This window comes from Nocardia sp. NPDC004860, assembly GCF_040609015.1.
Classification (GTDB): Bacteria; Actinomycetota; Actinomycetes; order Mycobacteriales; family Mycobacteriaceae; genus Nocardia.
Genome location: NZ_JBEXJI010000010.1, coordinates 65,884 through 90,484, shown reverse-complemented (window position 1 = coordinate 90,484; position 24,601 = coordinate 65,884). Strand labels below are relative to the sequence as shown.

Here is a 24,601-nt window from a genome sequence, read left to right as displayed (position 1 = left end):
ACGAGTCAGCACTTCAGCGTTGCCGAGCGGCTTCGGAAAATGCTGGCCCGGAACTGAACTGACTCCGAGAGTACGTTTCCGGCCGTAGGGTCAGGGCGCGATTCCCGCCCTCGTTACCACACGTGTACACAAGACGAAACCGGCTCGCTTCCCCTGAAGGCGTGCCGGTTTCGTCGATGTACCGGTCAGGCCGGCAGGCCCAGACCGGTAGCCAGGACGGGCCACGACTTCTTCAGCGCGTCCTGCCAGTACCCCCACGAGTGGGTGCCGGTGGGCGTGAGGTCGTAGGTGGCCGGAATGCCGAGGCCGTCGAGCTTGGCCTTCAGGTTGTGGGTGCAGTAGTTGGTGGCGGCCTCGAGCGTGCCGCCCAGGGCCACCTGGTTCGCCCAGCCACCCGCGCCGGGCAGGGTGTGCGTGCCGCCGAGGGTGTCCCACTCGCCCGGCAGGCCGGAACCGCTGGAAATGAACATGTTCAGGCCGCGCAGCTGGTCGGCGTGCACGTAGGGATCGTTGGCGGCCCACATGGGATCGGCGTGCGGGCCGTACATGTTCGCGCTGTCGCCGCCGCCCGCGGCGACCACGGTATTGACCATGCTGTAGCCGAGCAGATCGCTGATCTGGGCGCAGCCGCTGTAGGCGGCCACCGCCTGGTAGAGGCCGGGCGCGGCGATGGGCAGCTGCAGCACCGAGGTGCCCGCCATGGAAAGACCGGCAATGGCATTGCGGCCGTTGGTGTTCAGCGCCCGGTCGATGAGCGGCGGCAGTTCCTCGGTGAGGAAGGTCTTCCACTTGTTCACGCCCAGTGTGGGATCCGGCTCGCGCCAGTCGGTGTAGTAGCTGAAGCCGCCGCCGATCGGCTGCACCACGTTGACGTTCTTGTCGGACAGGAAGTTCAGGACGTCGGTCTGCTTCTGCCAGGTCGCGGAGTCGGTGCCGCCACCCGCGCCGTTGAGCAGGTACAGCACCGGGGTGGGCGCCGAGGTATCGGCGGCGCGCTGCACATCGACCTCGATGTTCTTGTCCATCGCGGCCGAATAGACCTGCAGGTTCAGGGTGCGTGCGTCGGTGGCCTTGCTGGAGGCGATGCGAGAGCCGTCGGCGGAGGTGCCCGCGGAGTTCAGCGAGGCTCCCGGGTCGGCGGAGGCTGAACTCGCGGCCACCGGTAGCAGAACGGTTGCGGTCAAGGCCAATACCGCGCTGCCCCAGGTCTTCGTTGAACGCACGCTTTCTCCTTCGGCAGTTTTCTCTGGCGTGACGAGTCGTTTGTGCAGGTGTCACGAATCAGGCCCCCACGCTGCCCACAGCCTCTTAGCAATTGCTGACTCGAAGCTGAGCTGCGCCTGAGAGGGTGGCGAGACCCCGGTCGGAGCCGGAAATCGGCGCGGGTGACTTCACTCACATCCACCGCTGACCGGGATCCACGCCACTGACGGGCGGCGGTCAGCGCACTGTCGGTGGGCTGTCAGCGCAGGTCGGCATCGTCATGGACACACCGGAGGCACCGGCCGGAACACCCGAGCCGGGCACGAACAGCCATCACCGAAAGGCAACGCCATGTCCGAGAACGCGCACACCGATTCCGCCCTGACCGATTTCGTCGCGGCCACCGCCGCCGAGTACGGGATGCCCGGCATCGCCGTCGGCGTCCGGGTCGACGGGCGGGAGATCCACGCCAATGTCGGTGTGACCAGCACCGAGAACCCGGTGCCGATCACCGAGCACACGATCTTCGCGATCGGCTCGACCAGCAAGACCTTCACCGCCACCGCCCTGATGCGGCTGGTCGCGGCGGGCCGGGTGGATCTGGACGCGCCGGTGCGCACCTATGTGCCGGAGCTGGAACTGATCGACGAGAAGTCCGCGGCGACGATCACCGTGCGGCAGCTGCTCAACCACACCGCCGGGCTGGAGTGGAACATCATCAACGACACCGGCGACGGTGCGGACGGGCTGACCGCCTTCGTGGCCACGCTGGCCGAGCTGCCGCTGATCGGCGCGCCCGGCGAGCGGGCGTCCTACAGCCAGGCGGGGTTCAACCTGCTGGGCCGCGTCATCGAGAAGGTGACCGGGGAGTCGTTCGAAAAGGTCGTCGCCGACACGGTGCTGGAGCCGGTGGGGCTGGCCGAGAGCTTCTACTTCGAGGGCGATGTCATGACCCGCCGCTTCGCCGCCGGGCACGAGCGGCAGCAGCACGGCGAGCTCGAGGTGTCGCGGGCCTGGAAGGGCAGCCGTGCCAACAACCCCGGTGGCGGGCTCGGGTCCACGGTGTCGGATCTGTTGCGCTGGGGCCGATTCCACCTCGGTGACGGCCGCACCGACAGCGGCGCGCCGGTGCTGCCGGCCGAGCTGATGCTCCGGATGCAGCAGCCGACCGTCGAGCTGCGGGCCAGCACCCTCGCCGACGCCTTCGGCCTGTGCTGGATGCTGCGCGATGTGGACGGGGTCCGCACGGTCGGCCACGACGGTTCCGGCTTCGGCCAGTTCGCCAATTTCCAGCTGGTGCCCGAACGCGATTTCGCGGTGGTCGTGCTCTCGAACGCCAGCCCCGACGGCATCCCCGCCAACCAGGCCATCATCCGCTGGGCCCTGGAGCACTACCTGGGCGTCGTCGACCAGGACCCCGAGCCGGCCCCCTTCGACGCCGCGCGCGCCCCGGAACTGTTCGGCGTCTACGACATCGACGCCATGACCATGACCTGCTACGCCGACGGCGACCAGCTCTACCTCGACTGCAGGGTCAAGCCCGAAATCCGCGCCGCCGCCGGCGCCGAGATCCCCCAGGACCACCCACCCTTCCCCTTCGGCCTCCTCGCCGGCAGCGACGAGTACGTCATCACCGACGGCTCTTTCAAGGGTCAGCGCGGCTACTTCACCCGCAACCCCAACGGCGACATCACCGCCATCGACCTCGCGGGCCGCGTCTTCACCCGGGTCTTCTGACACCTCCGCACGAGAGGGCGCCCCCGATACCGGGCAGGCGTCCTCTCATTGGCGTGTCGAGAGCCGGCGGACGCTGCCGGTCGCCGAGTGCGTCCCTGCTCAAATCCGGGCGGGGCGGGCGCCGCGGCGGCGTGGCCGCATCTGATGCAGGCGATACCAGGCCAGCGCGAGGAAGATCGCCGCCAGGCCGGCGACGACTCCCATATCGAGCAGCCACGTGCCGATGGTGTGTTTCCACAGCGGGTCGGGCCCGCCATTGTGCGGCGAGAGGGTGTCGAGGTCGATGCTGGCCGCCGCAGCGCCGTAGCCCCAACGGGACGGCGACAGGAAGGACAGCTGTTGCAGGACGGGTGTGCCGGGCAGCCGCACCAGCCCGCCGGTGAGCACCAGTTGCGCCATCGACAGCACGATCAGCAGCGGCAGTGTCTTTTCCGAGGTGTCCACCGCGGCCGACACCAGCAAGCCCAACGTCAGCGACGCGATGCCCAGCATCGCCATCGCCATGATCAACTCCAGCTGGACCGAGGTGAATATCCCCGTCGGCGGGAAAGTCTCACCGATGGTGCCGATCAGGAACAGCACCGCCGTCTGCAGGACGGTGATCACGCCCAAGACCAGCAGTTTCGACATCAAATAGACCCCGGCCGACAGTCCTGCCGCGCGTTCTCTGCGATAGATCGTCTGTTCCTTGACGATCTCGCGAATCGCGTTGCCGGTACCGATGAAGCAGGCACCGAATATCAAGATCATGAGCTTGGTCGAGGCATCGGTGTTGGTTCCCGGCGCCCCGGTGAAACCGGCGCCCGACGGCACCGCGGCGATCAGGCCGCCCAGCAGCAGCGGCATCGCGCAGAGCAACGCCAGATAACTGCGGTCCGAGGCGATCACCGCCAGATACCGCCGGCACAGCGTGCTGAGCTGGCTGAGCTTGGACTGCGGCGCGGGCGGCGGCGCCGGTGTGTGCACCTCCGCCGGTCCGATGTCGTCGGTCTCGCCGACAGCGACGTAGTTCTCGAAGCGCGGGGAGTTCCGGAACTCACCGGCCCAGTCGCGGTCCTCCTCCCGGTCGAATGCCTGGAACACCTCGGCCCAGGTGCGCTGCCCGAACTCCTGCAAGCCCTCTGCGGGCGGCCCGTAATAAGCAAGCTTGCCGCCGGGCACCAGCACCAGCAGGCGGTCACAGGAATCGAGATTCGCCACGCTGTGGGTGACGACGATGACGGTCCGCCCGTCGTGGGCGAGTTCGGACAGCATCTCCATGACCGTCTTGTCCAGGCCGGGATCCAGGCCGGAGGTCGGTTCGTCGAGGAACAACAGCGACGGTTTGGTCAGCAGTTCCAATGCGACGCTCACCCGTTTGCGTTGCCCGCCGGAGAGCCGATCGATGCGGGTGTCGGCGTGCCGCGACAAGCCGAGTTCGTCGAGGACTTCGTCGACTCGCTGCTCGCGCTCCTCGCTCTGCGTGTCACCGGGGAAGCGCAGCTCGGCCGCGTAGAGCAGGGCGCGTCGCGTCGCGAGCTCTTTGTGCAGGATGTCCTCCTGCGGAACCAACCCGATCCGGTGTCTCAGCTCGTCGTAATCGGTGTACAGGTCCCGTCCGTCGTAGCGGACGGTCCCCTCGGTCGCCGGCCGCAGCCCGGTGACCGCGCCCAACAGCGTCGACTTGCCCGCTCCGCTGGGTCCGATGACCCCGACGAGGGAGCGCTGCCCGATGGGGAAGGTCACGTCGTCGAGCAGCACTTTGCCTTCCGGTGTCCGCACGATGAGGTTCTGGACACAGACCGAGATGTCACCGGTGTCGACGGACTCGCGCAGTTCATCGCCGACGAGCCGGTAGGTGGTGTGCCCCATGCCGATCAGGTCGGATTCGGACAGATCCGCGGTCTCGATCCGGTGGCCGTTGACGTAGGTGCCGTTGTGGCTGTCGAGGTCGACGACTCGATATTTGCCTTCGGCGATCACCTGTAGTTCGGCGTGGTGGCGAGAGACCATGAGGTCGGGCACGACGATGTCGTTGTCGGCGGCGCGCCCGATGCGGAGCGTGCCCGAGACGATCCGTACCACCGCGGTGGGCTGGGTAGCCCGAGGCGACGACCGTGACACTCGCCGGGGCAGGCCCGGCTCGAACTTGGTGACCGTGGTTTCATCGTCCAGGTCATAGCCAGGATTCGGGACGACCATCGTGTCCCCACCGAAATCGTCATCCGGCTCGGGCTCTGGCTCGGGTGATGCTTCCAGCGAGCAGGACAGCCGCGCACCATCTTTGGCATGCCCCAGCTTGAAGGTCTCGTCGTGGTCTATCAGCATCCGCTCGACGCGCTGACCGTCGAAGAAGGTGCCGTTCAGGCTGTGCGCATCCTCGATTTCCCAACCGTCCGATCCGCGCTCCAGCACAGCATGCAGGGCCGAAACACGCGGATCGGTGACGACAATATCGGCGGTCGGATCACGGCCGATGTTGTATGCACCCCCGGCGCGTAGCCGATAGACGTGTTCTCGCGTCTGCACCACGAGAACGGACGACTCGGGGAATTCCGTGGAGGACCGCTCATCCGCCATAACGGGAGTATACGACCATGCCGAACTGTCGCGGTGAATGCTGATGGGTTTCGAGATACTAATCCGACAGAACCTGACACAAGATCGAAGCCGAATATTTCTCAATTTGTTTCATGTACTGAATTTTGTTACATCCCAGATGCGAGTTCACCGGCGCTTTTCGGCGCTCACATAGTGCGCCTGCTGCAAGAGGTCGAGCAATTCGGCGGGCATGTCGGTGATCGGGTGGCCGTATTCGGCGGCGAGGTCGACAGGGGCGGTGCTCTGGACCGACCAGCCGTGCCGTGCCAGCCAGTCGCCGGGAACAGCGCGGGCGTCGTCGTACCAGAGGTCGCTCACGTCCAGGTTCCCGAAGGGGTTGCTGCCGAAGAACTTCTCCTCCGTGTCTTCGAAGCGTTGCGGGTCCAAGCCGCGGCCGAAGTCGTCGGTGGCCACGCTGCTGCCGGGCGCGGACAGGGCGTCGATGCGTTCGAACAGGGCGTCGTGTGCCGAACCCGGCAGGAACGGCAACAGCCCCTCGGCCGACCATGCCGTCGGCCGCTCCGGATCGAATCCCGCGGCGGTGAGCGCAGCGGGCCAGTCGTCGCGCAGATCGACCGCCACCACGCGCCGATCGGCCTTGGCCACGGCACCGTGGTCGGCGAGAACCTGGTCCTTGAACTCCAGCACCCGGGGCTGATCGATCTCGAAGACGACCGTGCCCGCGGGCCAATCCAGCCGGTACGCACGCACATCCAGACCCGATGCCAGGATCACCGCCTGCCGCACACCCTGCTGCCACGCCGTGGCGAAGAACTCGTCGAAGAACCTCGTCCGGACACCCATGAACCGCCCGAACCGCGTCATGTTGCCCACGGACGCCGGGTCCTCCAGCATCTGGGTGAAGTGCGGTTCACCCGCCGCCTCGACGAACCACGCCGCGTAGTCGTCGCGGATCATCGGCTCGGGATCGATCGTCTCGAGTGCGCGAAACGTGGCGACGCCCAAGGCGGTCAGGCCCACGCTCGTCACGATGTCCCAGCTATCCCCGTCCATTCGCATCAAGGTCACCTCGTGGTGTCATCGATCGCCTGAACTATCTCGACACTATCTCGACCGGAGCCGACGCCCCGCTTCCACCCGCTCGATTCTGCTCCCATACAGAACCTTTCGGCAACTAACTGGTTATCACGCTCTGGCCGAGTCGGTCGGGATGACCCGGGCATCAGCCGACGTCCTGAAGCAGCAGGTGCCGGGCGTTGAGCGGACCGTCCAGCTGCATCAGCTGTCCGCCCGCACGTAGACCACCGAGGTCCAGCCCGGCGAATCCGAACTCGTCCAGCAATCCGGCCACGGCGGCTTTCGCATCGGCATCGTCGCCCGCGTAGAAGATCACCTGCCGGCCTTCGGCATGCTGCGGGTCCGCGGCGATGAATGCGGCGAACAGGGTGTTGAACGCCTTCACGATCCGCGCGCCGGGAAGGCGCTCGGCGACCCACTCGCTGCCCGTGAGGTCACCGACGTCGTAGCGACCCCGCCAGGGGTTCGCCGCGGCGAACTGATTCGTGGTGTCGACGACGATCTTCCCGGACCAGTCGGTGAGCCCGGTCAGATCCGGCACGGCGAAGAACGGCACCGCGAGGAACACGAGTTCCGGCTGTGCCGCCTCCGCGGCTGTCACCGCGTGGGCCTTCGGCCCCAACTGCTCCACGACGGCCCGGAGCGTCTCCGGGCCCCGGCTGTTGCCGATGAGTACCTCATGGCCATGACGGACGGCCTTGTCGGCGACCGCCTGGCCGATATTTCCTGCTCCGATAATGCCGATGGTGCTGTATGTGGTCATGGCGCTCATCCTCGATTGATGGTCAGCATCCTGCCTGGTCGAGGCTGATGGACCGGTCGACGGCAGTCAGCTTCGCGGCTTCGGCCAGGACCGGTTCGGACCAGAAAGAGGTGCCGAGGGGAAGCAGGACCGTGTCGCCCGGATGGATGTGCGTGACGTCCGGTCCGACGGCCAGGACCGTGCCGGCTCCCCGAATTGGGTGAGTTGAACAGCGAGCATGGAAGTCAACTCCTCTGTCGTACGCGATGAAGAATGAGCTTGACTTTTGTAATGGCCGGAGAATCGCTCCAGGGCCCCGGCGTCAATTGATCGGCGCCACCCGGATGGAGATTATCAGTTACGTCTCTACCAATTTCCTGATGCCGCAAGACGTAATTCATCGAGGGGCGGCGAGCTCTGGTGATCAGAATACAGCGTCCAGCGTTTGGAGAGTCGCGGGCCGACTTCTTGGTTTCGGTTACGGAGCAGGGGCGGCCTCTGTCGCGAGGCGGGCCAGGGCCTCTGGTCGAGGGAGGTCTGCGCCGAGGTGGTAGGCGCGGTGGTATTCGGTGTCGCCCAGCCGGTTTGTGAGGGTGGCGGTCAGGGCGGTGAGTTCGGGCTCGCCGTGGTCTGCGGTGCCGCGGATGACTTGGCTGAGGCCGAGGGCGGTGGCGGCGGCGGACGGGTTGTCTTCCAGGAGAAGGAGTTTCGCGAGGAGTTCGGCGGCGTGGGCTTGGGCCTGCGCGGTGGCGGCGGAATCGCCGTAGGTGAAGGCGCCTTCGATGGCGTGGGGTAGCAGGGCGCGGGCTGCGAAGGGCGATCCCTCGGTGAGGCGGTTGCGGAGGCGGGCGACCGTTATGTGGTTGGCGGCCATGGCTTCCGGATAGGGCAGGTGGCGGAAGCGATGCTCGAGTTGGTCGAGTTCTCGGTCGGAGCGGGTGATATCGCCGGTGCGGCGGTGTAATTCGGCGCTGGTGAGAAGGATGACGGCGGCGAGGCGGGGGAAGCCCTGGTCGGCGGCGAGGCGCTGGGCGGCGTCGATGTCGTGGGCGGCTTCGGCGAGTTCGCCGGCGCGCATGCGTTCGTCGGCGAGGGCGGTGCGGGCGGCGACGATGTCGTCCTCGGTGCCGAGTTCGGAGGCGAGGGTGACGGCGCGGGCGTAGGCGGCGCGGGCCTGGTCGTGGTCGCCCCGCAGCGAATGGGCGCGGCCGACCGCGAGCAGCGCCATGCCCAGACCCCAGCGGTCGCCGACGATTTCGAAGCCGCGCAAGGCTTCCCGTCGCGCGACGGCCCCCTCGTGCAGGCGCCCCTGCCCTGTCAGGGCGATGTCGCGGGCGAGCTGCGCGCTGGCCCGCACCCACGGGTCAGGCCAGGTCAGCGCCTGTTCGAGCTGCCGCTCGGCCAGCTTCTCGTCGTCGGCGCGCGCGGCCAGGAGCGCCGTCCACAGTGGTACGGCCGCATGGAATTCCAGCCCGCCGGCCTGCACGCAGTCGTCGATGAGCGCGGTCAGCGAGCTCCCGGCGGGCGGCGAACCGGCCATCAGCGCGATCACTCGGAAGGCGGCCCGCGCGGCCGCCGGGAGCTCGTCCCCGAACCGCAGCACCGCATCGAGCGAGCTCTCGAACTGGCTGCTCATTCCCCGGATTCCCCAGTACCAGAACATCGCCCGCACGAGCCGCATCGCCGTCTCCGGGTCGGGGCTGGTACCGAGGGCGGTACGAAGTGCCGCAGCGAGGTTGGCGTGTTCGGCGTCGAAAAGGGCGATGGCGGTGAGCTGTTCGGTGCCGCGAAGGTGGGGTTCGGCGTGTTCGGCGAGGGCGAGGTAGTAGTCGGTGAAGGGCGGGATCAGGTCGTCGGGTGAGCGGGTGAGCTGGTCGGCGGCGTAGGCGCGGATGGTTTCGAGCATGCGGTAGCGCGGCGGGTCGTCGGGGGTGACGGTGACCAGGGATTTCTCGACCAGGGCGTCGAGGAGGTAGACGACGTCCTCGATGGGGAGGTCGCCGTCGGCGCAGATGGCTTCGATTGCCTCGGTGGTGGCACCGCCGGGGAAGGCGGAAAGCCTTCGGGCCAGGATCTTTTCGGGCTCGTCGAGGAGGTCCCAGCTCCATTCGACCAGGGCGAGCAGGGTGCGCTGCCGGGGCAGGGCGGTGCGGCTGCCGGAGGTGAGCAGCCGGAAGCGGTCGCCGAGCCGCCGGGCGACCTGGTCGACACTCATGGCGCGCAGTTTGGCGGCGGCGAGTTCCAGCGCCAGTGGGAGACCGTCGAGTCGGCGGCAGATCTCCACCACGGGGGCGACGGTGGCGTCGTCGAGGGTGAAGCCGGGGCGGATGGCGGCAGCGCGGTCCGTGAACAGCCGCACGGCCGGTGCACTCCGGGCCACAACGGGATCCGCTGTCTCGGCCGGAACGCCGAGCGGTCCCAGGTGGCACAGCGCCTCGCCGGTGATGGCCAGGGGTTCCCGGCTGGTGGCCAGCACGCACAGCTGCGGCAGCCGATCCAGCAGCTGTTCGGCGAGGGCCGCGGCGGCCGCGATGACGTGCTCGCAGTTGTCGAGCACCAGCACCGCGGGCCCGACGTCCAGTAGTTCGGTCAGCCGGGCGGCCTTGTCCGGCCGCTCGGCGGAGCCGCTGTCGAGCGCCCCGGCCACCGCGTCCGCGAGCTGGTCGGGCGCGCCCAGTTCGGCCAGCGGTACGAAGAACACCGCCCCGGTGACCCGCCGGTCCATGGCTTCCAGCGCGAGCCGGGTCTTGCCCGCTCCGCCGGGTCCGACAATGGTGACCAGCCGCGAATCCGCCAGCAGCCCGGCCAGTTCCGTGAGTTCCGCCTCGCGGCCGATGAATCCGGTCAGCCGTACCGGCAGCGTCCGCGTCACGGGTTCCCAACGCGGAGCGGGGATTTCGAGTTCGCCCCGGAGCAGCGCGAGGTGCGTGTCCCGCAGGGTGGCCCCCGGGTCGATGCCGAGTTCCTCGTCCAGCCGCTCCCGCATCTCCTCGTATACGGCCAGTGCGTCCGACTGCCGCCCCGCCGCCGCCAGCGCCCGCATGCGCAGCGCGGCCAGCCGCTCGCTGAGCGGATTGTCCTCTCCGGCGATCTCGAGATCGGTGAGCACATCGGCGTACCGGCCCAGCCGCAGCTCGGCCTCGAACCGGTCTTCGGCCGCCGCGGCCCGCAGATCATCCAGCCTGGTCGCGGCGGCTTGGGCGAACGGTGCGTCCTGCACATCGCCGAGCGCGGGTCCGCGCCACAGTGCGAGGGCCTCGCCCAGCCGGCGGGTGGCGGCCTCCGCCCGCCCGGCGGCCAGGTCCTGACGGCCCTGCCGCACCAGGTCCTCGAACCGATCGGCGTCCAGCGTCACCCTGGGCAGCCGGTAGCCGCCGGTCCCGAATTCGACCGTGCCCACGCCGCGCAATGCCTTCCGCAGCCGGGACACCGCGGCCTGCAGCGCTCCGGCCGCCTCGGCGGGCGGCTCCTCACCCCAGAGTCCGTCGATGAGCGCGGTCACCGGCACGTCCCGCCCCGATTCCAGCGCCAGCCGCGCCAGCAGCATCCGCACCCGCACGCCGGGGATCTCCACCGGCGTCCCATCCTCCGCATGGACCCGAACGGGCCCGAGCACACCAACCTCCACTCCTCCACCTCTCCGCGCCTTCAGCGGACAGCTGAGAGCCGCTATCTGTCGCGCACCCGTGCCGGCGGTTCGGCGCCGAACCACTTCTGGACGTACCTGGTGAGTTACCCCGACCGGCACGAAATCAGCGGTCACGCCGGCATACGCAAATCCGATTACCCGTAAGGTAATCGACTCACGGCTCATCGTCGGGCACAGTCGATCTCATGACCGACACCGAGATCACCACCGCTCCGACGGGCGCCCAGCTGTTCGCCACCATGCCGTTCACCGAGGGTCTGGGCGTCCAGGTCCTCGAATGCGGCCCGGAGCTGGTGCGCAGCCGCCTGGAGTGGCGCGAGAACCTGTGCACCCTGGGCGGATCGATGCACGGCGGCGCGCTCATGTCGCTCGCCGACGCCACCGCCGCGGTGTGCGCTTTCCTGAATCTGCCGGCGGGCAAGCAGGGCACGACCACGGTGGAGTCGAAGACGAACTTCCTGCGGGCCCTGCGCTCCGGTCACGCCACCGCCACGGCCCGTCCGCTGCACGCCGGGCGCAGCTTCATCGTGGTGGAGACCGAAATCCGGGACGACGCGGGCAAACTCGTCGCCAAGGTGACCCAGACCCAGGCGGTGCTGTAGTCGGGCATCCGCCTACCCGACGAGGATCGGCACCAGATACGTGCGCGCGAATTCCCCCAGCTCGTCCGGGGTTTCGAGGGTGGCCGCGCCGCCGCCCACGAGAATCAGCGAATGCACTATGCGGCAGCCGATTTCGGTGCGCGCGGCCAGATCGTCCGGGGCCTCGAACAGGCCCTGGGCGGCGGCCCGCTCCAGGATCTGGATGGTGGCCGCGACCGACATGGCGAAGGTGGTCGCGCCTTCGACGGTGAGTTTCACCAGGATTCGGTCCGGCTCTACCGCGAGCAGCCGCTCCACCAGCGGATGGGCCCGCCAGCGGGTGATGACGGTGACGAAGATGTCGGCAACCAGTCCGGGTAGGTCGTCGTGCCGGTCCGGCATGCTCGACAGTTCGGCCAGCAGGTTGCCGACCTCGCGGCTGACGACGGCCTGCACCAGATCGTCGCGGGAGCCGAGCCGGCGGTAGACGGTCACCCGGTCGACGCCGGCCTGCTTGGCGACGTCCTCGATCGTCGTCTTCTTGACCCCGACCTTCTGGAACTGCACGAGTGCCGCGTCGAGAATGCGCGTCTCGATGTCATCGGCGGCATCCGTGCGGGTCAGCGGGTTTTTCGACGCGGTCGTCACCGGATCCACGCTAGCAGGCGCCACCCCCGATGCAACAATCTCAGATAATTTGTAGCTGCAACATTGCAATAGAATTTGTTGCGCTGTACGGTTCGATCATGGCTGACAAGGCTGGCGCGGCGCAGCGCCACTACCGCGACGAGGCGCACGCCATCTCCGCCCGCGATGTGCGGTTCGATTTCGATTCCGTTCCGCTGCACTACATTCCGGGCGAAGTCCTGGCAACCCACATTGTCGATGTCATGCACCTGGTGCTGCCGGAGGGCGAACGGGCCATGGCGCAGACGCTGGCGGAGGCCCTCCCCCACATCCACGACGAGCGGCTGCGGGAGGAGGTGACCGGGTTCATCGGGCAGGAGTCCATGCACGCCAGCAGTCACGAGGCGGCGCGCCGGCACCTGCAGTCCCTCGGGCTGGACGTCGACTCCTATGTCGATGCCATCGCCTGGCTCGTCGATCGGATTCTCGGCGATCACGGACTGAGCGGCCGGGCGCGGGAGGAATGGCTCAAGGAGCGGCTGGGCCTGTTCGCCGGGATGGAGCACTACACGGCCGTCATCGGCGAATGGCTGCTCAATGCCGACATTCTGGAGGCCGAGGGCATGCATCCGGCCATGCTGGACCTGGTGCGCTGGCACGGAGCCGAGGAGGTCGAGCACCGCAGCGTGGTCTACGACGCGTACATGTACCTCGACGGCGGGTATCTGCGGAAGGCGCGCACCGCGGTACTGGCCAGCGCGACGCTGCTGCCGTTGTTCATCATTTCGGCCGGGTATCTGTACCGGAAGGATCCGTCGCCGCGGAAGGGTCGCTTCTGGGCGCGGCAGTTCCTGAGCGCGACGCGGCGCGGCGTGATTCCCAGCTGGACGGTGTTCTTCACCGAGATTCCGCGGTATCTGCGGCCGGGTTTCCACCCCTCGCAGCTGGGTCCGATGGATGTGGCGTTGCGCTATCTCGCGCACTCTCCAGCGGCGCGGGCGGCTGCCGAGTGAGCCCGGAGGACAGCGTGAGCACGCGAATCCAATTGGGCGCCAGGAGCCGAACGGCCGCCCCGGCACGGGTCGGCACGGCGCACCGGTCCGGCAGCCCGGACCAGGCGAGCGCGACCGGTCGGGCGCATGCGGTCGACCCGGTGGATGCGGGGACGATGCCCGCGAGCCTGCGGATGCTCGGCGGGATGATGGACGCCTACAAGCAGCTGTTCGTGAGCGGCCGCGCGGCACGGCTGCTGTCGCCGTCGAATCCGGTGCGCCGCAGCGGTTTCGAGTTGGCCACGGCCGTGGAGCGGCTGGAGCGGCCCGCGCCCGATGTGCTCGCGGTGGCGCTGCGGGCCCCGGACGGGCGGGACCTGCCGAGCTGGCGGCCCGGGGCGCACGTGGACGTGTTCCTGCCGTCGGGGCGGCAACGGCAGTACTCGCTGTGCGGAGATCCACGGGATCGGACGCGGTACCGGATCGCGGTGCGGCTGATCCCGGACGGCGAGGGCGGGTCGCGCGAGCTGCACGAGTCGCTCCGGGTCGGGGACCGCATGCGAATTCGCGGGCCGCGCAATGCTTTCACGCTGGTGGACGCGCCGTCGTATCTGTTCCTGGCGGGCGGGATCGGCATCACCCCGATCCTGCCGATGGTGCGGGCCGCCGGGTCGCGCGGGCGACTGGTGTACGCGGGGCGGTCGCGGGCGACGATGCCGTTCCTGGACGAGCTGCCCGACGCGGAGATACGGCCCGACGACGAACTCGGACCACCCGACGTCGCCGCGATCATCGCGAGCGCGGCACCCGGTGCGGCCGTGTACGTGTGCGGTCCGCCCGCCATGCTGGCGGCGGCGCAGCGCTGCCGGTTCACGCTGGATCCGACGGGATCGCTGCACACGGAACGCTTTTCGGCGCCGCCCGTGGTCGACGGTCGAGCCTTCGACCTCACCCTGGCGCGCAGCGGCCGGACGGTCCGGGTCGGCGCGGAGGAGACGGCGCTCACGGCGGTGCGGCGGGTGCTGCCCGATGTGAACTACTCCTGCCGTCAGGGCTTCTGCGGCACCTGCAAGGTCGGGGTCCGCGCGGGCGACGTGGACCACCGCGACCGGCTGCTCACCGCGGCCGAGCGGGAGAACCGGATGTTGCTCTGCGTGTCCCGCGCCTGCGGTGACGCGCTCGTGCTCGATCTCTGAACGCGGGAACACTCATGTCGATTGATACGGAAACAGCTGTGGCCGAACCAGATTCGGCACCGTCCGAGCATGTCGGGATCGCTGTCGTCGGGGCGGGATTCGGGGGCATCGGCCTGGCGATCAAACTGCGCGAGGCCGGTTTCGAGGACTTGGTGATCCTCGAGCGCGCCGAGGATCTGGGCGGGACCTGGCGGGCCAACACCTATCCCGGCTGCGCCTGCGATGTCCCCTCACAGCTCTACAGCTATTCGTTCGCCCCGAATCCGGACTGGTCGCGAACCTATGGGCGGCAGGCCGAGATCCTGGAGTATCTGCGCCGGGTCGCCGCGGACCACGATGTGGTGCGGCACATCCGATTCGGTGCCGAGCTGCTGGACGCCCGCTGGGACGAGGCGCACTCGCGGTGGCGGGTGGAGACCAGCCGGGGTGCGCTCACCGCCGATGTCCTGATCTCCGCGGCGGGCATCTTCGCGGAGGCCAAGTATCCCGAGCTGCCGGGGCTGGATCGGTTCGCGGGCAAGGCCTTCCACTCGCTGCACTGGGATCACGACCATGACCTGACCGGCGAGCGCGTGGCCGTGATCGGCACGGGCGCGTCGGCGGTGCAGTTCGTGCCGGAGATCCAGCCGGTGGTCGACCGGCTGCTGCTGTTCCAGCGCTCCGCGCCGTGGATCGTGCCGCGAATGGACCGGCGCACGCTGGGGTTGGAACGAACACTGCTGCGGCGGATTCCTCTCGCCCAGAGGGCGATCCGTGGTGGCTGGTACGCCGCCATCGAGGGATTCGGCCTGATCTCGCTGGTGGACAGGCGGTTCCGGCATCCATACGAGGCGCTGGGCCGGTTGCAGCTGCTACGGCAGGTGCGCGATCCCGCGCTGCGCAAGACCCTGACCCCGGACTATGTCATCGGATGCAAACGCGCCATCTTCTCCGATGCCTATCTGCCCGCGCTGGATCAGCCGAATGTCGAGGTCGTCACCGACGGCATCGCCGAGGTGCGCCCGCATTCGATCGTGCTGCGCGACGGCACCGAGCACACGGTCGACACCATCATCTTCGGCACCGGCTTCACCTCGATTCCGTCGGCGTATCACCGCTATATCGGACGGCACGGGCAGTCCATCGCGGACCTGTATCACCATGAGCCGCAGAGCTATCTGGGCGCGGCCGTCGCAGGATTCCCCAACTTCTTCTGCACGCTGGGCCCGTTCGGCGCGGCCGGGAACCAATCGGCCGTCTACATGATCGAATCCCAGATCGCCTACATCGTGGATGCGGTGAAGACCATGCGCGACAGGGGAATCGACCGGATCGAGCTGCGTCCCGAGGTGCAGGACGACTTCCTCGACGAGATGGACCGCCGCAGCGCCGACACCGTGTGGCTGACCGGCGGCTGCCAGAGCTACTACACCACCGCCGATGGCCGCAATGCCGGCCTGTACCCCAACTGGAGCTTCGAATACCGCCGGCGCACCCGGCGTTTCGACTCCGACTCCTACGAAATGAGCCGCTGATGTCCACTCCGCGCTGTCTCCCCGGCCCCGGCCCCTTCCGTCCCGAAGGGCGGGTCGCCCTCATCACCGGGGCCGGTCAGGGTATCGGCCGCGAACTCGCCGGGGTGCTGTACCGGCGGGGCGCGTCGGTGGCCATCGTCGATGTCGATGCCAGGGCGGCCACCTCGCTGGCCGCCGCCCTGGGTGATCGGGCTCTGCCGGTGATCGCGGATGTCTCCGACCGGGCCGCCATGGCCGAGGCGATTCCGCAGGTGGTCGCCTACTTCGGGCATCTCGACATCGTGGTGGCGAACGCGGGCGTGGTGCCGCCGCCGGCGACGCTGCGGACCATGGAGCCCGCCGAGTTCGACCGGGTCATCGGCATCAACCTCACCGGTGTGTTCAACACCGTGCACCCGGCGCTGGGCCACATCATCGCCGCAGGCGGGCATGTCGAGGTCGTATCCTCGTGCGCCGCTTTCGCTCCGGGGATGGGCGGCGCCCCGTACATGATCAGCAAGGCGGCGGTGGAGCAGCTCGGCCGGGCGCTGCGGGTCGAGCTGGCGCCGCACGGGGCGTCCGCGGGCGTCGCCTATTTCGGGATCGTCGACACCGAGATGACCCACTCGACGCTCGACCGGGACGAACTCGGCCGCCGCATCGAGGCGCTGCTGCCGTGGCCGCTGAGCACCCGCATCACCGCCGAGCACGCCGCGCGCACCATCGCCGACGCCATCGAGCACCGCGCACCGCAGGCCATTTCACCGCTGGCCTGGATGCCCTACTCGCTGCTGCGCGGCGTGATCAATACCGTGCTCGATTCCCGCCTCGCCCGTGACCCGCGGGTGCACGCGCTGCTGCGGGAGGTCGAGCGCCGCGGTATCGAGAACCGGCTGACATCGCCGAGTTCAATTCCATTGCAGGTCCGGCGAATACAGGTCCAGCCAGGTGCCGGCCGCCCGCTTCGAATGAGTAGGCGCGGTGAGTAGTTCGGCGGACGTCCGGAACCGGCAGCTGTCCATACGCTTCCCGGCAGCACCCGCAGTTGGGTGTCCCGCCAGAGGAGGAAACAGTGTCCCGCTCGAACACCGCGCGTCTCGCGCCCCTCGCCGCCGTCGCCTTGACATTCGGCGCGCTCACCGCCACATCCCTGGTCGCCGCCACCCCCGCGCACGCCTACGCCTACGACTGCCCCGGTGGCCGGTTCTGCGGATGGGAGGGTCGCGACGGCACCGGAAACCTCGTTGTCCAGGCCAACTCCGACTGCTTCCTCCACGACATCGGGAATGCCGGCAAGGGCGATCTGCTCACCTCGTACTGGAACCGGACCGGCCAGCAGGTCACCCTCCTCAACTGGATGGGCGACCACTGGGAAACCCTCGCGGTCATTCAGGACAACGAGCGTGGCACTCTCTCGCGCTATGCCGACAAGAAGACCGACGCGGTTCAGCTCTGCGACTGACCAGGAGCTTCGCGCAGCCGGACGGCTGCCGGTCCGGCTGCCGCGAATCGGGCTCGATCAATTTTGAAGCATGTTAATTTCACTATCTCGGCGTGGTCGCGGACCGCGTCGGATGTTCGTGACCGCGCGGACATCTCGTAGTGAAAGGGACGTCATGACAACACCCTGGGTGCGCCACGCGAAACTCGCCGTGACGGCGGTCGCGGGCACGGGCGCGCTGCTGCTGGCCGCGGCTCCGGACGCCGCGGCCGCCGGCATGGGCGAGGTGACACTGAAGGGCTCGAACCCGCAGACCGGGTGCAGCTACACGCTGACCAGCGGCGACCTGGTCGGCGGCGGCAGCAGCGCGTTCAACGAGATGCCCGTCACCTTCTACGACAACGGAGCCACCATCGGCACCGGCAAGGTCGGCACCAGCCTGCTCGGCAACCCGGCCGAAGTCTCGTGGACACCGGCCACCCCGGGCCAGCACGTCCTCACCGCCACAGCCGGTTTCAGCTTCAACAGCCCCATGCCCCTGACGCCGTTGACCGTTCAGGTCGGCGCAGCCAGCTCCACCGGCAGTTTCGGCTGCCCGCTCCCCAGCATCTCCGGCTAGCCGAAGGTTCGGCCGACCCGGAACCCTAGGTCCGGCAAGAAGAATCGTCAGACGCCCGCTCCCTGGTTTCCGACGGGGAGCGGGCCGAGCCTTCGAACGCGCCTCGGACCATCAACGAATCCAGCTCCGCCACGCCATGATCCACACCATCGACATCACGCACGGCCACGGACCACATCGGTGTCGCCGCGGTGCGGAGCCTCGGAAGTTGCGCGTCAGGCCGAAACCCGATGATCTACTTGACCTGTCACCGCAGCATCAGGGCGATCCAGGTCAGGCCGGATGACCGAGCTTCCCGCCGACCACACCGGACGTGAAGGCATCCCACTCCCCCGGCCCGAAGACCAGAGCCGGACCGGTCGGATTCTTGGAGTCCCGGACACCGACCATGCCGCCGTCCAGATGCGCGACCTCGACGCAATCACCTTGACTGCCGCTGTAGCTGCTTTTGAACCACTCGGGCTCGGAGGGATCAATGCTGCTCACGCTCATACTCCTTGGTCACCTGGCATACCAACTCCCGGGTGGTTCCATCGTCCAGTGCCGAGCTTCGAATCGCTGACGCAAGCTCACTATAGAGTCGCACTTCGTCGGGTTTTTCCAGATACACGTCCTGGGTCGGCCCGCCCTCGATATACACGATGGGCGGTTCCACTGGTTCATGCCTGGCGCCGGCGTCGAACTCCAAGACTGTGAACGATCCTCGTGGCATTCCCCAGGTCATCCCGGCCGCGAACGGGTGAATGCGCACCATGAGGTTGTCCAGCTTCGATACTTCGGCCAGGTGGCGCAACTGGGCGGCCATGGTCTGCCGGTTGCCGATCATCCGGTGCAATGCCGACTCGTGCAGCAACACCTCCAGGACAACAGGATTGGTCTTGCGAGTAACGATCGCCTGTCGCCTCAGCCGATGTTCGACTCGGCGGTCGACGTCGGTGGAATCGGCGAATCCCGGATACGCGCCGATGATGGCGCGGGCGTAGTCAGCCGTCTGCAGCAGTCCGGGAATGTGCTCGTGGTAGGTGGTCAATCGCCGCGCAGCTGCTTCGAGCCCCACATACATGTTGAACGCGTCCGAATACAGTCCGCCATACGCGTGATACCAGCCTTGCATTCTGGCCACGGCCGCCAAATCGGCTGCGGCAGCGGCATCACCGGAGCCGACCCCGTAGATCTCACACAGTGCACGCACGTCTTGCTTGCGCACCTTCTGGGTCTGGCCCGCCTCGATACGCTGCAGAGCCGACGCGGACAAATCGACCAGTTTCGCGGCGCTCGCGATGGTAAAGCCATTGGCTTCGCGCCATTCGCGTAGGAACCGACCTAATTGCCGCCTCGGCCGAGTCGAACTCGGAGTGTTCTCGGTGTCGTCGTCGTACGCATTGGTCATGTCGACGTCCCATCACTACGTGAAATCGGGTCGATCGGAGCACGAAATCGGGTGCGGTCCACAGGATTTACGGGTCGGCTCATGGAGCTTTGGACGACTTCGGGCCGGGTACCCAATATCACTGTATCCCCTGCATCGCTGGTGGTGTGCTGGAACCACAACGACAGCAGGGAGGCAGCGAGATGTCGAGCGACAACCAATGGTCGGTGCAGGCCATCATCGACCGCATCGAAGGCGAGCGGAAGGTTGCCGGGTCCAACCGTATGAATGCCGAGCGCATTCGCGGCGGGTATGCGATCCGTGGGTTGTGGTCGTGTTATTCGGACCCCGGTGAACTCACTGCCGCGCAAGCGCATGCGGCTATGCAGCTGCATCTCGGGTGCGGGGTGGATACCTGCCGGGTGCGGCGGCGGGCACGGACCGAGCTGGTCGCGGCCGGACGGATGGTGCTGGACGACCCGCGTGCTACGCGAACCCGAGCAGCCCGGAGACCGCCGTTCGCCGTGCTACGCGACGCGCTCTCCGGTTGGGGTGCAGTGTTTCTCGGCGGTCGCCATGCCCTGCGATGACTGCGACCGGGATGACTACGACCGAGTCGAGATTCAGGTGATCACGGATGTTCTCGATATCGTCGAGGTCCGCTTGCGCGAGCGTGAGAGGTGCGGGTGGCGACTGACCGTGCCCCGCTCCCAGATCTATGCAACGGTGTTGCACGCGGTCATTGTCAGCGCGCGTGAATCACACCGAGTCCCGGCGACTCTCGACCGGGCCGCCATTCTCGACTCCATTCTCGACGGCGCCGATCCCCCGGATTCCGGCCCGGCTCGTCACCCGGTCGACGACGTCATCCGGCACCACATCGCGAACATGAATTGACCCCGCAAAACCATCGAGTACTCGACCGCGACTCTTGCGTGGTCAGTTCTCGGTGTCCTGCTGGCAGGCTGGGCACAGTCCGTGCAAGGTGAGTCCGCCGGTGTCGGGCAGGGCGAAGCGGCTGCCGTTGCGTGCTTCGGCCAGGGCCACGGTGAGATGTGCCGAGGGGACCTCGTCGAGCGCGCCACACCGGGTGCACACCGCGTGATGGTGCGGGATGTCGGTGAGTCCGTAACTGGTGATCCGTTCGTCGATGACCAAGGCGTGCAGCACTTCCGCGTCGACCAGGGTCGCGACGGTCCGGTAGACGGTGGTGAGGTCGACCTCGTGGCCGGCCGAGGCGAGGCCCTGCTGGATCTGGGCCACGGTCAGGTGTCCCTGCTCGCGCGAGCCGTCCAGGATCGACAGCACAGCCAGTCGCGGTGCGGTGCATCGCAGTCCGTGGTTGCGCAGCAGATGGCGAGCGTTGTGCTCACCGGTCGGCGCCGGGGCGTGAGTGAGGTGCGAAACGCGCGCCATGGCCCCCAGTCTGCCGTTTCGACCCGCTCAGCCGCCAACCCCCGTCTTGCCAATCAGTTGCAACAAGCCGGGATGCGTTCTACCTTCGATGAATTCGACTCGTGCGGAGAGGGCATATCGTGATGTCTGCAATCCTGAGACCCTTTCGCGCGGTCACCGATCGGCTGGCGTTGACCCGCCCGGAATGGCTGCGGCTGGCCGCGATGGCCGGGGTCATCATCGGCTTGCATGTGCTGGGCTGGTTCACCCTGGTCGCGTTCGTCGCTCCGCAACATTTCAGTCTGGGCGACCGGACCCTGGGTGTCGGCGTCGGCTTGACCGCCTACACGCTGGGCATGCGGCATGCCTTCGACGCCGACCACATCGCCGCGATCGACAACACCACCCGCAAACTCATGCACGATGGGCAACGACCGCTGTCGGTCGGATTCTTCTTCTCCCTCGGCCACTCCAGCGTCGTTTTCGGTCTGGCCCTGCTGCTCTCGATCGGCGTGCAGGCCATCGTCGGGCCGGTCGAGGACGACTCCTCGGCGCTGCACCACTACACCGGACTGATCGGAACGACCATCTCGGGGACGTTCCTCTACATCATCGCGATCATCAATATCGCTGTGCTGGTGGGCATCCTGCGTGTGTTCCGGCGCATGCGCGGCGGCGAGTTCGACGAGGCCGAGCTGGAAAACCAACTCGCACAACGTGGTTTGGTGAACCGACTGCTGGGTCCGGTGATGAAGTCGGTGACCAAGCCCTGGCAGATGTACCCGATCGGGCTGCTGTTCGGCCTCGGGTTCGACACCGCCACCGAAGTCGCGCTGCTGGTCCTGGCCGGCACCAGCGCGGCGGCGGGCCTGCCCTGGTACGCGATCCTGTGCCTGCCGATCCTGTTCGCCGCCGGCATGAGCCTGTTCGACACCATCGACGGCAGCTTCATGAACTTCGCCTACGGCTGGGCCTTCGCCAAACCGGTACGCAAGGTCTACTACAACATCACCATCACCGCGCTCTCGGTCGCGGTCGCCCTCATCATCGGCACCATCGAACTTCTCGGCCTGCTCGCCGACCAATTCGGCTGGACCGGGGGCTTCTTCGACTGGATCAGCGCCCTGGACCTCAACCTGATCGGCTATCTCATCGTCGGGCTGTTCGTCGCGACCTGGGCCATCGCCATCCTCGCCTGGCGCTATGGACGCATCGAAGAGAAATGGACTGCCGGACTCCAGCCCGGAACCGACCACCACGACTGACCGGCTGACGCTCGGCCACACCGCAGCGGTGTTCCCGTGCGGTTCGGCTCAGTCGTGGGTGTGCGAGTGATCGTCGAGTAGATCGCTTTGATGTACATGGCGATGCGAATGCACGGTCCCGTCCTCGTGTGTATGGGTGTGTTCGTGTTCGCTGTGGTCATGCTCGTGCGTGCTGTGTGCATGAGTATGGGTCTGGGCGCCGTGACTGTGTGGGTGGGTATGGGGCTCGACGTGGGAGTGTTCGTCGGTCATATCCCGGTTCCTTTTCTGTATCGGGTGAGTTTTACGGCACTGCATGCATACCAGCACGCCGCGGTGATATTCGGGATGCCCGGACCATCGGCGGGTGCGCACGAGTTGTGCCCTCATTTGCGGCTCTGTCCGTAAGCGGCCGCAGATGTCTTTTCGCCCCGAACCGGACGAATTGGTCTTGTATTGGGTTCGACACACTTATGCTGGAGCGTCGAAGCGCGTCGACCGGGAAGGCCGCGGTTGTCGCAGAATGCGCGAAATACCTTACCTGCGAGGAGGATTCGTGTGACGCCCAGCAAACTCGATATGTCGCGAGCACGGTACTGGGTTGGCCGATGGGATCGTCAGCAGGAGCACTACATGCCCGATCACGAACAGCGGTTCGAGGTGATCGGTGACGTCCGCGAGGCGGGCTTCGCCGAATCCGGAATCGTGTGGCAGTACGGCGACGACCGCGTGATCGTCGGGATCCGATAACCCGCGCGATCGACCGCCGCTGGAGGTCCGCTCGCCGGCGACGATCAAACGACGAGGTCGTGGGCGGTGGTCCGCAGGGTCCAGGCGGGGGCGCGATGGTGGAGCGTGGTGGCCGTCAGCGGCGGGATGTCGATGCGCCAGAAGGACTCCGCGGGGGCGTGCAAGGTGAGCAGCACCGCGGCTCGGACCACGGCGGGGTGGGTGATCGCGACGATGCGATCACCGCGGCCGGCCAGCGAGGTCAGCCAGGAGCCGACGCGGTCGAGGAGTCCGATGATGGATTCGCCGCCGTGGGCGCGGTAGGCGGGATCGGTGAGCCAGGCCATCAGCTGGTCGGGCGGGAGTGCGTCCATCGACCGGCCGCTCCAGGTGCCGTGGTCGATATCCCGGAGGGCCGGCTCAGGAGTTCCGGTCAAGCTCAGACCGTGAGTGGTTTGGGCCGTACGGATTTCCGGAGCGTGGTAGACGACGGCGGGTTCGGGGCCGGGGAGGCCGCCCGCTTTCCCGGCCGACCGCGACCCGAGCGGGTTGAGCGGTTCGTCGGCCGGGAAGCGGGCGGCCTGCACGGCGTCGGTGATCGCGTGCGTCACCAGGGTGAGGCGGGTGACCGCGCTCATGCGGCCAGTTCGGTGGTGGTCGAGCGGTCGCCGAGCAGACGCGGGGCGAGCCAGGCGAAGCCGACGCCGATGACCGCCCACAGGATCAACTGGGCGGCGAAGGAATACAGCCGGAAGTGATAGAGATCGTCGGCGGGGAAGCCGGGGTACACGATCGTTCCGGACGGATCCTTCAGCGGCTGCGGGGTTTCGGTGGCGAAGTCGCCGTACTCCTCATTGGCCGAAAGCTTCCCGAGGGAGGGGAGCAATGCCATGACCGCACCCATGACCACCACGAAGGCGGCGGAAGCCGCGATGGCGGCGGTCCAGTTGCCCAGCCGTGCCGCCAGTTTGCGGCCCAGCCAGATGGCGGCGAACAGGACGACCGCACTGATCACGATCATGCCCACGAACAGCGCCGTTCGTTCCTTGATGGTCTCCGGATGCCCGATCGAGGGCGGGTTGGCCGGGTATTTCAGGAACGGCACCGCGTACAGCACCAGGAACATGCCGCCCGACACCAGCAGCGCAAGAGTGCGGGGGGCGATCTTGCCGGCCTTGCGCAGCGCCAGGAAGTAGACGACCGCGAACAGCGCACCCAGCGCCGCGCCGAACACGATCACGCCGAAGCCCAGCCCGATGTTCTCCTGTTGGGAGCGGGTGAAGAGTTCGGCGCCCATGTCGCCCATGGGTTTTCCGGCGGCCTTGTCGAGGGCCATCTGCGCGTCGTCGCGGCCGGATTCGTAGTCGATGGCCCGGTTGATGATGGGCTCGGCCAGGATCCGGGCGAAGACGAACGCCAGCAATCCGCCGAGTGCGCCCAGCAGGACTCCTCGGCCGATGATTCGCTTTTCCATTGTGGTGACTCGATTCCCGCGACTAGTGGCAGGGGAACCCGAGGAAATGCCGTCCGTCGTGCACGAACTCGTGGACGTGCATGTCACTGCCGAAGATCGACACCGCACCCTGGTCGATGCCGATGAAGTAGATCGCCAGCAGCGCGAGAAGGGTGGTGCCGACCAGCCACAGGGCGGTGGTGGGGAGGGCGAGAGCGCCGGTGCCGAGACCGGAACGAGGAGCGTAGGACGTAGCCACGGTGACCCCTTTGAGTCAGGGGGATTTCGCGTCCCCACAGTCGATCGAATTCACGATGCGAGGGTCTGACTCACACCCCTACCGGGATGCTCACAGTGGCGCGACCGCTCCGGAATTGCACCGGATTCCTCGAGACATCGTCGAACAACCATACGAGGGCACATCCACGCTGGTCAATCCGGGTCTGCGTAACCGTCCAGCTGATGGGATCGCACCGGCCGCGCAACGGGGTCGTGAGAACCTTCGCTATATTC

Annotated in this window: 24 protein-coding genes and 1 riboswitch; of the genes, 11 read left to right on the top strand and 13 right to left on the bottom strand. The window is 67.4% G+C overall.

Annotated features, from left to right (window positions below; genetic code table 11):
- Positions 1–185: 185 nt before the first annotated feature.
- Positions 186–1,223, bottom strand: coding sequence for an alpha/beta hydrolase family protein (locus tag ABZV44_RS20170; protein ID WP_354838158.1), 1,038 nt, complete (start codon positions 1,221–1,223; stop codon positions 186–188).
- Between the two features lie 331 nt (positions 1,224–1,554).
- Here ABZV44_RS20170 and ABZV44_RS20165 point away from each other — a divergent pair, with 331 nt between their 5' ends.
- On the top strand, positions 1,555–2,940 hold the full coding sequence (locus tag ABZV44_RS20165) for a serine hydrolase domain-containing protein (RefSeq protein WP_354838156.1): 1,386 nt from the start codon (positions 1,555–1,557) through the stop codon (positions 2,938–2,940).
- A gap of 99 nt (positions 2,941–3,039) precedes the next feature.
- Here the strand turns inward: ABZV44_RS20165 and ABZV44_RS20160 are convergent, their stop codons facing one another.
- From ABZV44_RS20160 to ABZV44_RS20145, 4 genes are all read right to left on the bottom strand, one after another.
- A complete protein-coding gene (locus ABZV44_RS20160) occupies positions 3,040–5,604 on the bottom strand; it encodes an FHA domain-containing protein (RefSeq protein ID WP_354838154.1) in 2,565 nt (854 codons plus the stop codon).
- A gap of 42 nt (positions 5,605–5,646) precedes the next feature.
- The gene (locus ABZV44_RS20155) at positions 5,647–6,540 is read right to left on the bottom strand and encodes a class I SAM-dependent methyltransferase (protein ID WP_354838152.1); all 894 of its coding nucleotides are present in this window, start codon (positions 6,538–6,540) and stop codon (positions 5,647–5,649) included.
- Positions 6,541–6,703: 163 nt separating this feature from the next.
- Positions 6,704–7,330, bottom strand: a complete 627-nt coding sequence (locus ABZV44_RS20150; RefSeq protein ID WP_354838150.1) for an NAD(P)-binding domain-containing protein — start codon at positions 7,328–7,330, stop codon at positions 6,704–6,706.
- Between the two features lie 448 nt (positions 7,331–7,778).
- Positions 7,779–10,916, bottom strand: coding sequence for a BTAD domain-containing putative transcriptional regulator (locus ABZV44_RS20145; RefSeq protein ID WP_354838148.1), 3,138 nt, complete (start codon positions 10,914–10,916; stop codon positions 7,779–7,781).
- A gap of 218 nt (positions 10,917–11,134) precedes the next feature.
- On the opposite strand from ABZV44_RS20145, the gene ABZV44_RS20140 reads away from it, so the two are divergent.
- On the top strand, positions 11,135–11,551 hold the full coding sequence (locus ABZV44_RS20140) for a PaaI family thioesterase (protein ID WP_354838146.1): 417 nt from the start codon (positions 11,135–11,137) through the stop codon (positions 11,549–11,551).
- 12 nt (positions 11,552–11,563) lie between these two features.
- Here the strand turns inward: ABZV44_RS20140 and ABZV44_RS20135 are convergent, their stop codons facing one another.
- A complete protein-coding gene (locus tag ABZV44_RS20135) occupies positions 11,564–12,178 on the bottom strand; it encodes a helix-turn-helix domain-containing protein (protein ID WP_354838144.1) in 615 nt (204 codons plus the stop codon).
- Positions 12,179–12,276: 98 nt separating this feature from the next.
- Here ABZV44_RS20135 and ABZV44_RS20130 point away from each other — a divergent pair, with 98 nt between their 5' ends.
- The 6 genes from ABZV44_RS20130 (at position 12,277) to ABZV44_RS20105 (ending at position 17,898) form a co-directional block, all read left to right on the top strand.
- Positions 12,277–13,170, top strand: a complete 894-nt coding sequence (locus ABZV44_RS20130) for a metal-dependent hydrolase (RefSeq protein WP_354838142.1) — start codon at positions 12,277–12,279, stop codon at positions 13,168–13,170.
- A 155-nt stretch (positions 13,171–13,325) separates the two neighbouring features.
- A complete protein-coding gene (locus tag ABZV44_RS20125) occupies positions 13,326–14,345 on the top strand; it encodes a PDR/VanB family oxidoreductase (RefSeq protein WP_354838503.1) in 1,020 nt (339 codons plus the stop codon).
- Positions 14,346–14,359: 14 nt separating this feature from the next.
- The gene (locus ABZV44_RS20120) at positions 14,360–15,859 is read left to right on the top strand and encodes an NAD(P)/FAD-dependent oxidoreductase (RefSeq protein ID WP_354838140.1); all 1,500 of its coding nucleotides are present in this window, start codon (positions 14,360–14,362) and stop codon (positions 15,857–15,859) included.
- Positions 15,859–16,827 carry a short-chain dehydrogenase/reductase gene (locus ABZV44_RS20115; RefSeq protein WP_354838138.1) on the top strand — a complete coding sequence of 323 codons (969 nt, stop codon included), beginning with the start codon at positions 15,859–15,861 and terminating at the stop codon, positions 16,825–16,827. The genes ABZV44_RS20120 and ABZV44_RS20115 overlap by 1 nt, the downstream gene beginning before the upstream one ends.
- Positions 16,828–16,910: 83 nt before the next feature.
- Positions 16,911–17,300, top strand: a complete 390-nt coding sequence (locus ABZV44_RS20110; protein WP_354838136.1) for a peptidase inhibitor family I36 protein — start codon at positions 16,911–16,913, stop codon at positions 17,298–17,300.
- Positions 17,301–17,454: 154 nt separating this feature from the next.
- Entirely contained in the window at positions 17,455–17,898 is a 444-nt protein-coding gene (locus ABZV44_RS20105) for a hypothetical protein (RefSeq protein WP_354838134.1), read from the top strand.
- A gap of 273 nt (positions 17,899–18,171) precedes the next feature.
- On the opposite strand, the gene ABZV44_RS20100 is transcribed toward ABZV44_RS20105, so the two are convergent.
- Together ABZV44_RS20100 and ABZV44_RS20095 are read right to left on the bottom strand one after the other, a co-directional pair.
- Positions 18,172–18,384, bottom strand: a complete 213-nt coding sequence (locus ABZV44_RS20100) for a DUF397 domain-containing protein (RefSeq protein WP_354838132.1) — start codon at positions 18,382–18,384, stop codon at positions 18,172–18,174.
- Positions 18,371–19,288 (bottom strand): helix-turn-helix transcriptional regulator, encoded by a 918-nt coding sequence (locus ABZV44_RS20095; protein WP_354838130.1) that lies wholly within the window; start codon positions 19,286–19,288, stop codon positions 18,371–18,373. Before ABZV44_RS20095 ends, ABZV44_RS20100 begins: the two co-directional genes overlap by 14 nt.
- A gap of 89 nt (positions 19,289–19,377) precedes the next feature.
- Between ABZV44_RS20095 and ABZV44_RS20090 the strand changes: the two genes are divergently transcribed.
- Together ABZV44_RS20090 and ABZV44_RS20085 are read left to right on the top strand one after the other, a co-directional pair.
- On the top strand, positions 19,378–19,857 hold the full coding sequence (locus tag ABZV44_RS20090; RefSeq protein WP_354838128.1) for a hypothetical protein: 480 nt from the start codon (positions 19,378–19,380) through the stop codon (positions 19,855–19,857).
- A gap of 37 nt (positions 19,858–19,894) precedes the next feature.
- The gene (locus ABZV44_RS20085; protein WP_354838126.1) at positions 19,895–20,164 is read left to right on the top strand and encodes a hypothetical protein; all 270 of its coding nucleotides are present in this window, start codon (positions 19,895–19,897) and stop codon (positions 20,162–20,164) included.
- Positions 20,165–20,206: 42 nt separating this feature from the next.
- On the opposite strand, the gene ABZV44_RS20080 is transcribed toward ABZV44_RS20085, so the two are convergent.
- Entirely contained in the window at positions 20,207–20,683 is a 477-nt protein-coding gene (locus tag ABZV44_RS20080) for a transcriptional repressor (protein WP_354838124.1), read from the bottom strand.
- 122 nt (positions 20,684–20,805) lie between these two features.
- Here ABZV44_RS20080 and ABZV44_RS20075 point away from each other — a divergent pair, with 122 nt between their 5' ends.
- Complete coding sequence (locus ABZV44_RS20075; RefSeq protein WP_354838122.1) at positions 20,806–21,927, top strand: HoxN/HupN/NixA family nickel/cobalt transporter; 1,122 nt, start codon at positions 20,806–20,808, stop codon at positions 21,925–21,927.
- Between the two features lie 48 nt (positions 21,928–21,975).
- On the opposite strand, the gene ABZV44_RS20070 is transcribed toward ABZV44_RS20075, so the two are convergent.
- The 4 genes from ABZV44_RS20070 to ABZV44_RS20055 all read right to left on the bottom strand — a co-directional run bounded on the left by ABZV44_RS20070 (position 21,976) and on the right by ABZV44_RS20055 (position 24,347).
- Complete coding sequence (locus ABZV44_RS20070) at positions 21,976–22,179, bottom strand: zinc transporter Slc39a7 (RefSeq protein ID WP_354838120.1); 204 nt, start codon at positions 22,177–22,179, stop codon at positions 21,976–21,978.
- 521 nt (positions 22,180–22,700) lie between these two features.
- Entirely contained in the window at positions 22,701–23,273 is a 573-nt protein-coding gene (locus ABZV44_RS20065; protein ID WP_354838118.1) for a histidine phosphatase family protein, read from the bottom strand.
- On the bottom strand, positions 23,270–24,109 hold the full coding sequence (locus ABZV44_RS20060) for a CbtA family protein (RefSeq protein ID WP_354838116.1): 840 nt from the start codon (positions 24,107–24,109) through the stop codon (positions 23,270–23,272). The genes ABZV44_RS20065 and ABZV44_RS20060 overlap by 4 nt, the downstream gene beginning before the upstream one ends.
- A gap of 22 nt (positions 24,110–24,131) precedes the next feature.
- Entirely contained in the window at positions 24,132–24,347 is a 216-nt protein-coding gene (locus tag ABZV44_RS20055) for a CbtB-domain containing protein (protein ID WP_354838114.1), read from the bottom strand.
- 38 nt (positions 24,348–24,385) lie between these two features.
- Positions 24,386–24,502, bottom strand: a riboswitch (cobalamin riboswitch).
- Positions 24,503–24,601 lie beyond the last annotated feature (99 nt).

Coding starts and splice junctions, on each gene's coding strand:
- ABZV44_RS20165 (WP_354838156.1), top strand. CDS start 1,555: ATGTCCGAGAACGCGCACACCGATTCCGCCCTGACCGATTTCGTCGCG.
- ABZV44_RS20155 (WP_354838152.1), bottom strand. CDS start 6,540: ATGCGAATGGACGGGGATAGCTGGGACATCGTGACGAGCGTGGGCCTG.
- ABZV44_RS20150 (WP_354838150.1), bottom strand. CDS start 7,330: ATGAGCGCCATGACCACATACAGCACCATCGGCATTATCGGAGCAGGA.
- ABZV44_RS20140 (WP_354838146.1), top strand. CDS start 11,135: ATGACCGACACCGAGATCACCACCGCTCCGACGGGCGCCCAGCTGTTC.
- ABZV44_RS20130 (WP_354838142.1), top strand. CDS start 12,277: ATGGCTGACAAGGCTGGCGCGGCGCAGCGCCACTACCGCGACGAGGCG.
- ABZV44_RS20125 (WP_354838503.1), top strand. CDS start 13,326: ATGCCCGCGAGCCTGCGGATGCTCGGCGGGATGATGGACGCCTACAAG.
- ABZV44_RS20120 (WP_354838140.1), top strand. CDS start 14,360: ATGTCGATTGATACGGAAACAGCTGTGGCCGAACCAGATTCGGCACCG.
- ABZV44_RS20115 (WP_354838138.1), top strand. CDS start 15,859: ATGTCCACTCCGCGCTGTCTCCCCGGCCCCGGCCCCTTCCGTCCCGAA.
- ABZV44_RS20105 (WP_354838134.1), top strand. CDS start 17,455: ATGACAACACCCTGGGTGCGCCACGCGAAACTCGCCGTGACGGCGGTC.
- ABZV44_RS20095 (WP_354838130.1), bottom strand. CDS start 19,288: ATGACCAATGCGTACGACGACGACACCGAGAACACTCCGAGTTCGACT.
- ABZV44_RS20080 (WP_354838124.1), bottom strand. CDS start 20,683: ATGGCGCGCGTTTCGCACCTCACTCACGCCCCGGCGCCGACCGGTGAG.
- ABZV44_RS20075 (WP_354838122.1), top strand. CDS start 20,806: ATGTCTGCAATCCTGAGACCCTTTCGCGCGGTCACCGATCGGCTGGCG.
- ABZV44_RS20070 (WP_354838120.1), bottom strand. CDS start 22,179: ATGACCGACGAACACTCCCACGTCGAGCCCCATACCCACCCACACAGT.
- ABZV44_RS20065 (WP_354838118.1), bottom strand. CDS start 23,273: ATGAGCGCGGTCACCCGCCTCACCCTGGTGACGCACGCGATCACCGAC.
- ABZV44_RS20060 (WP_354838116.1), bottom strand. CDS start 24,109: ATGGAAAAGCGAATCATCGGCCGAGGAGTCCTGCTGGGCGCACTCGGC.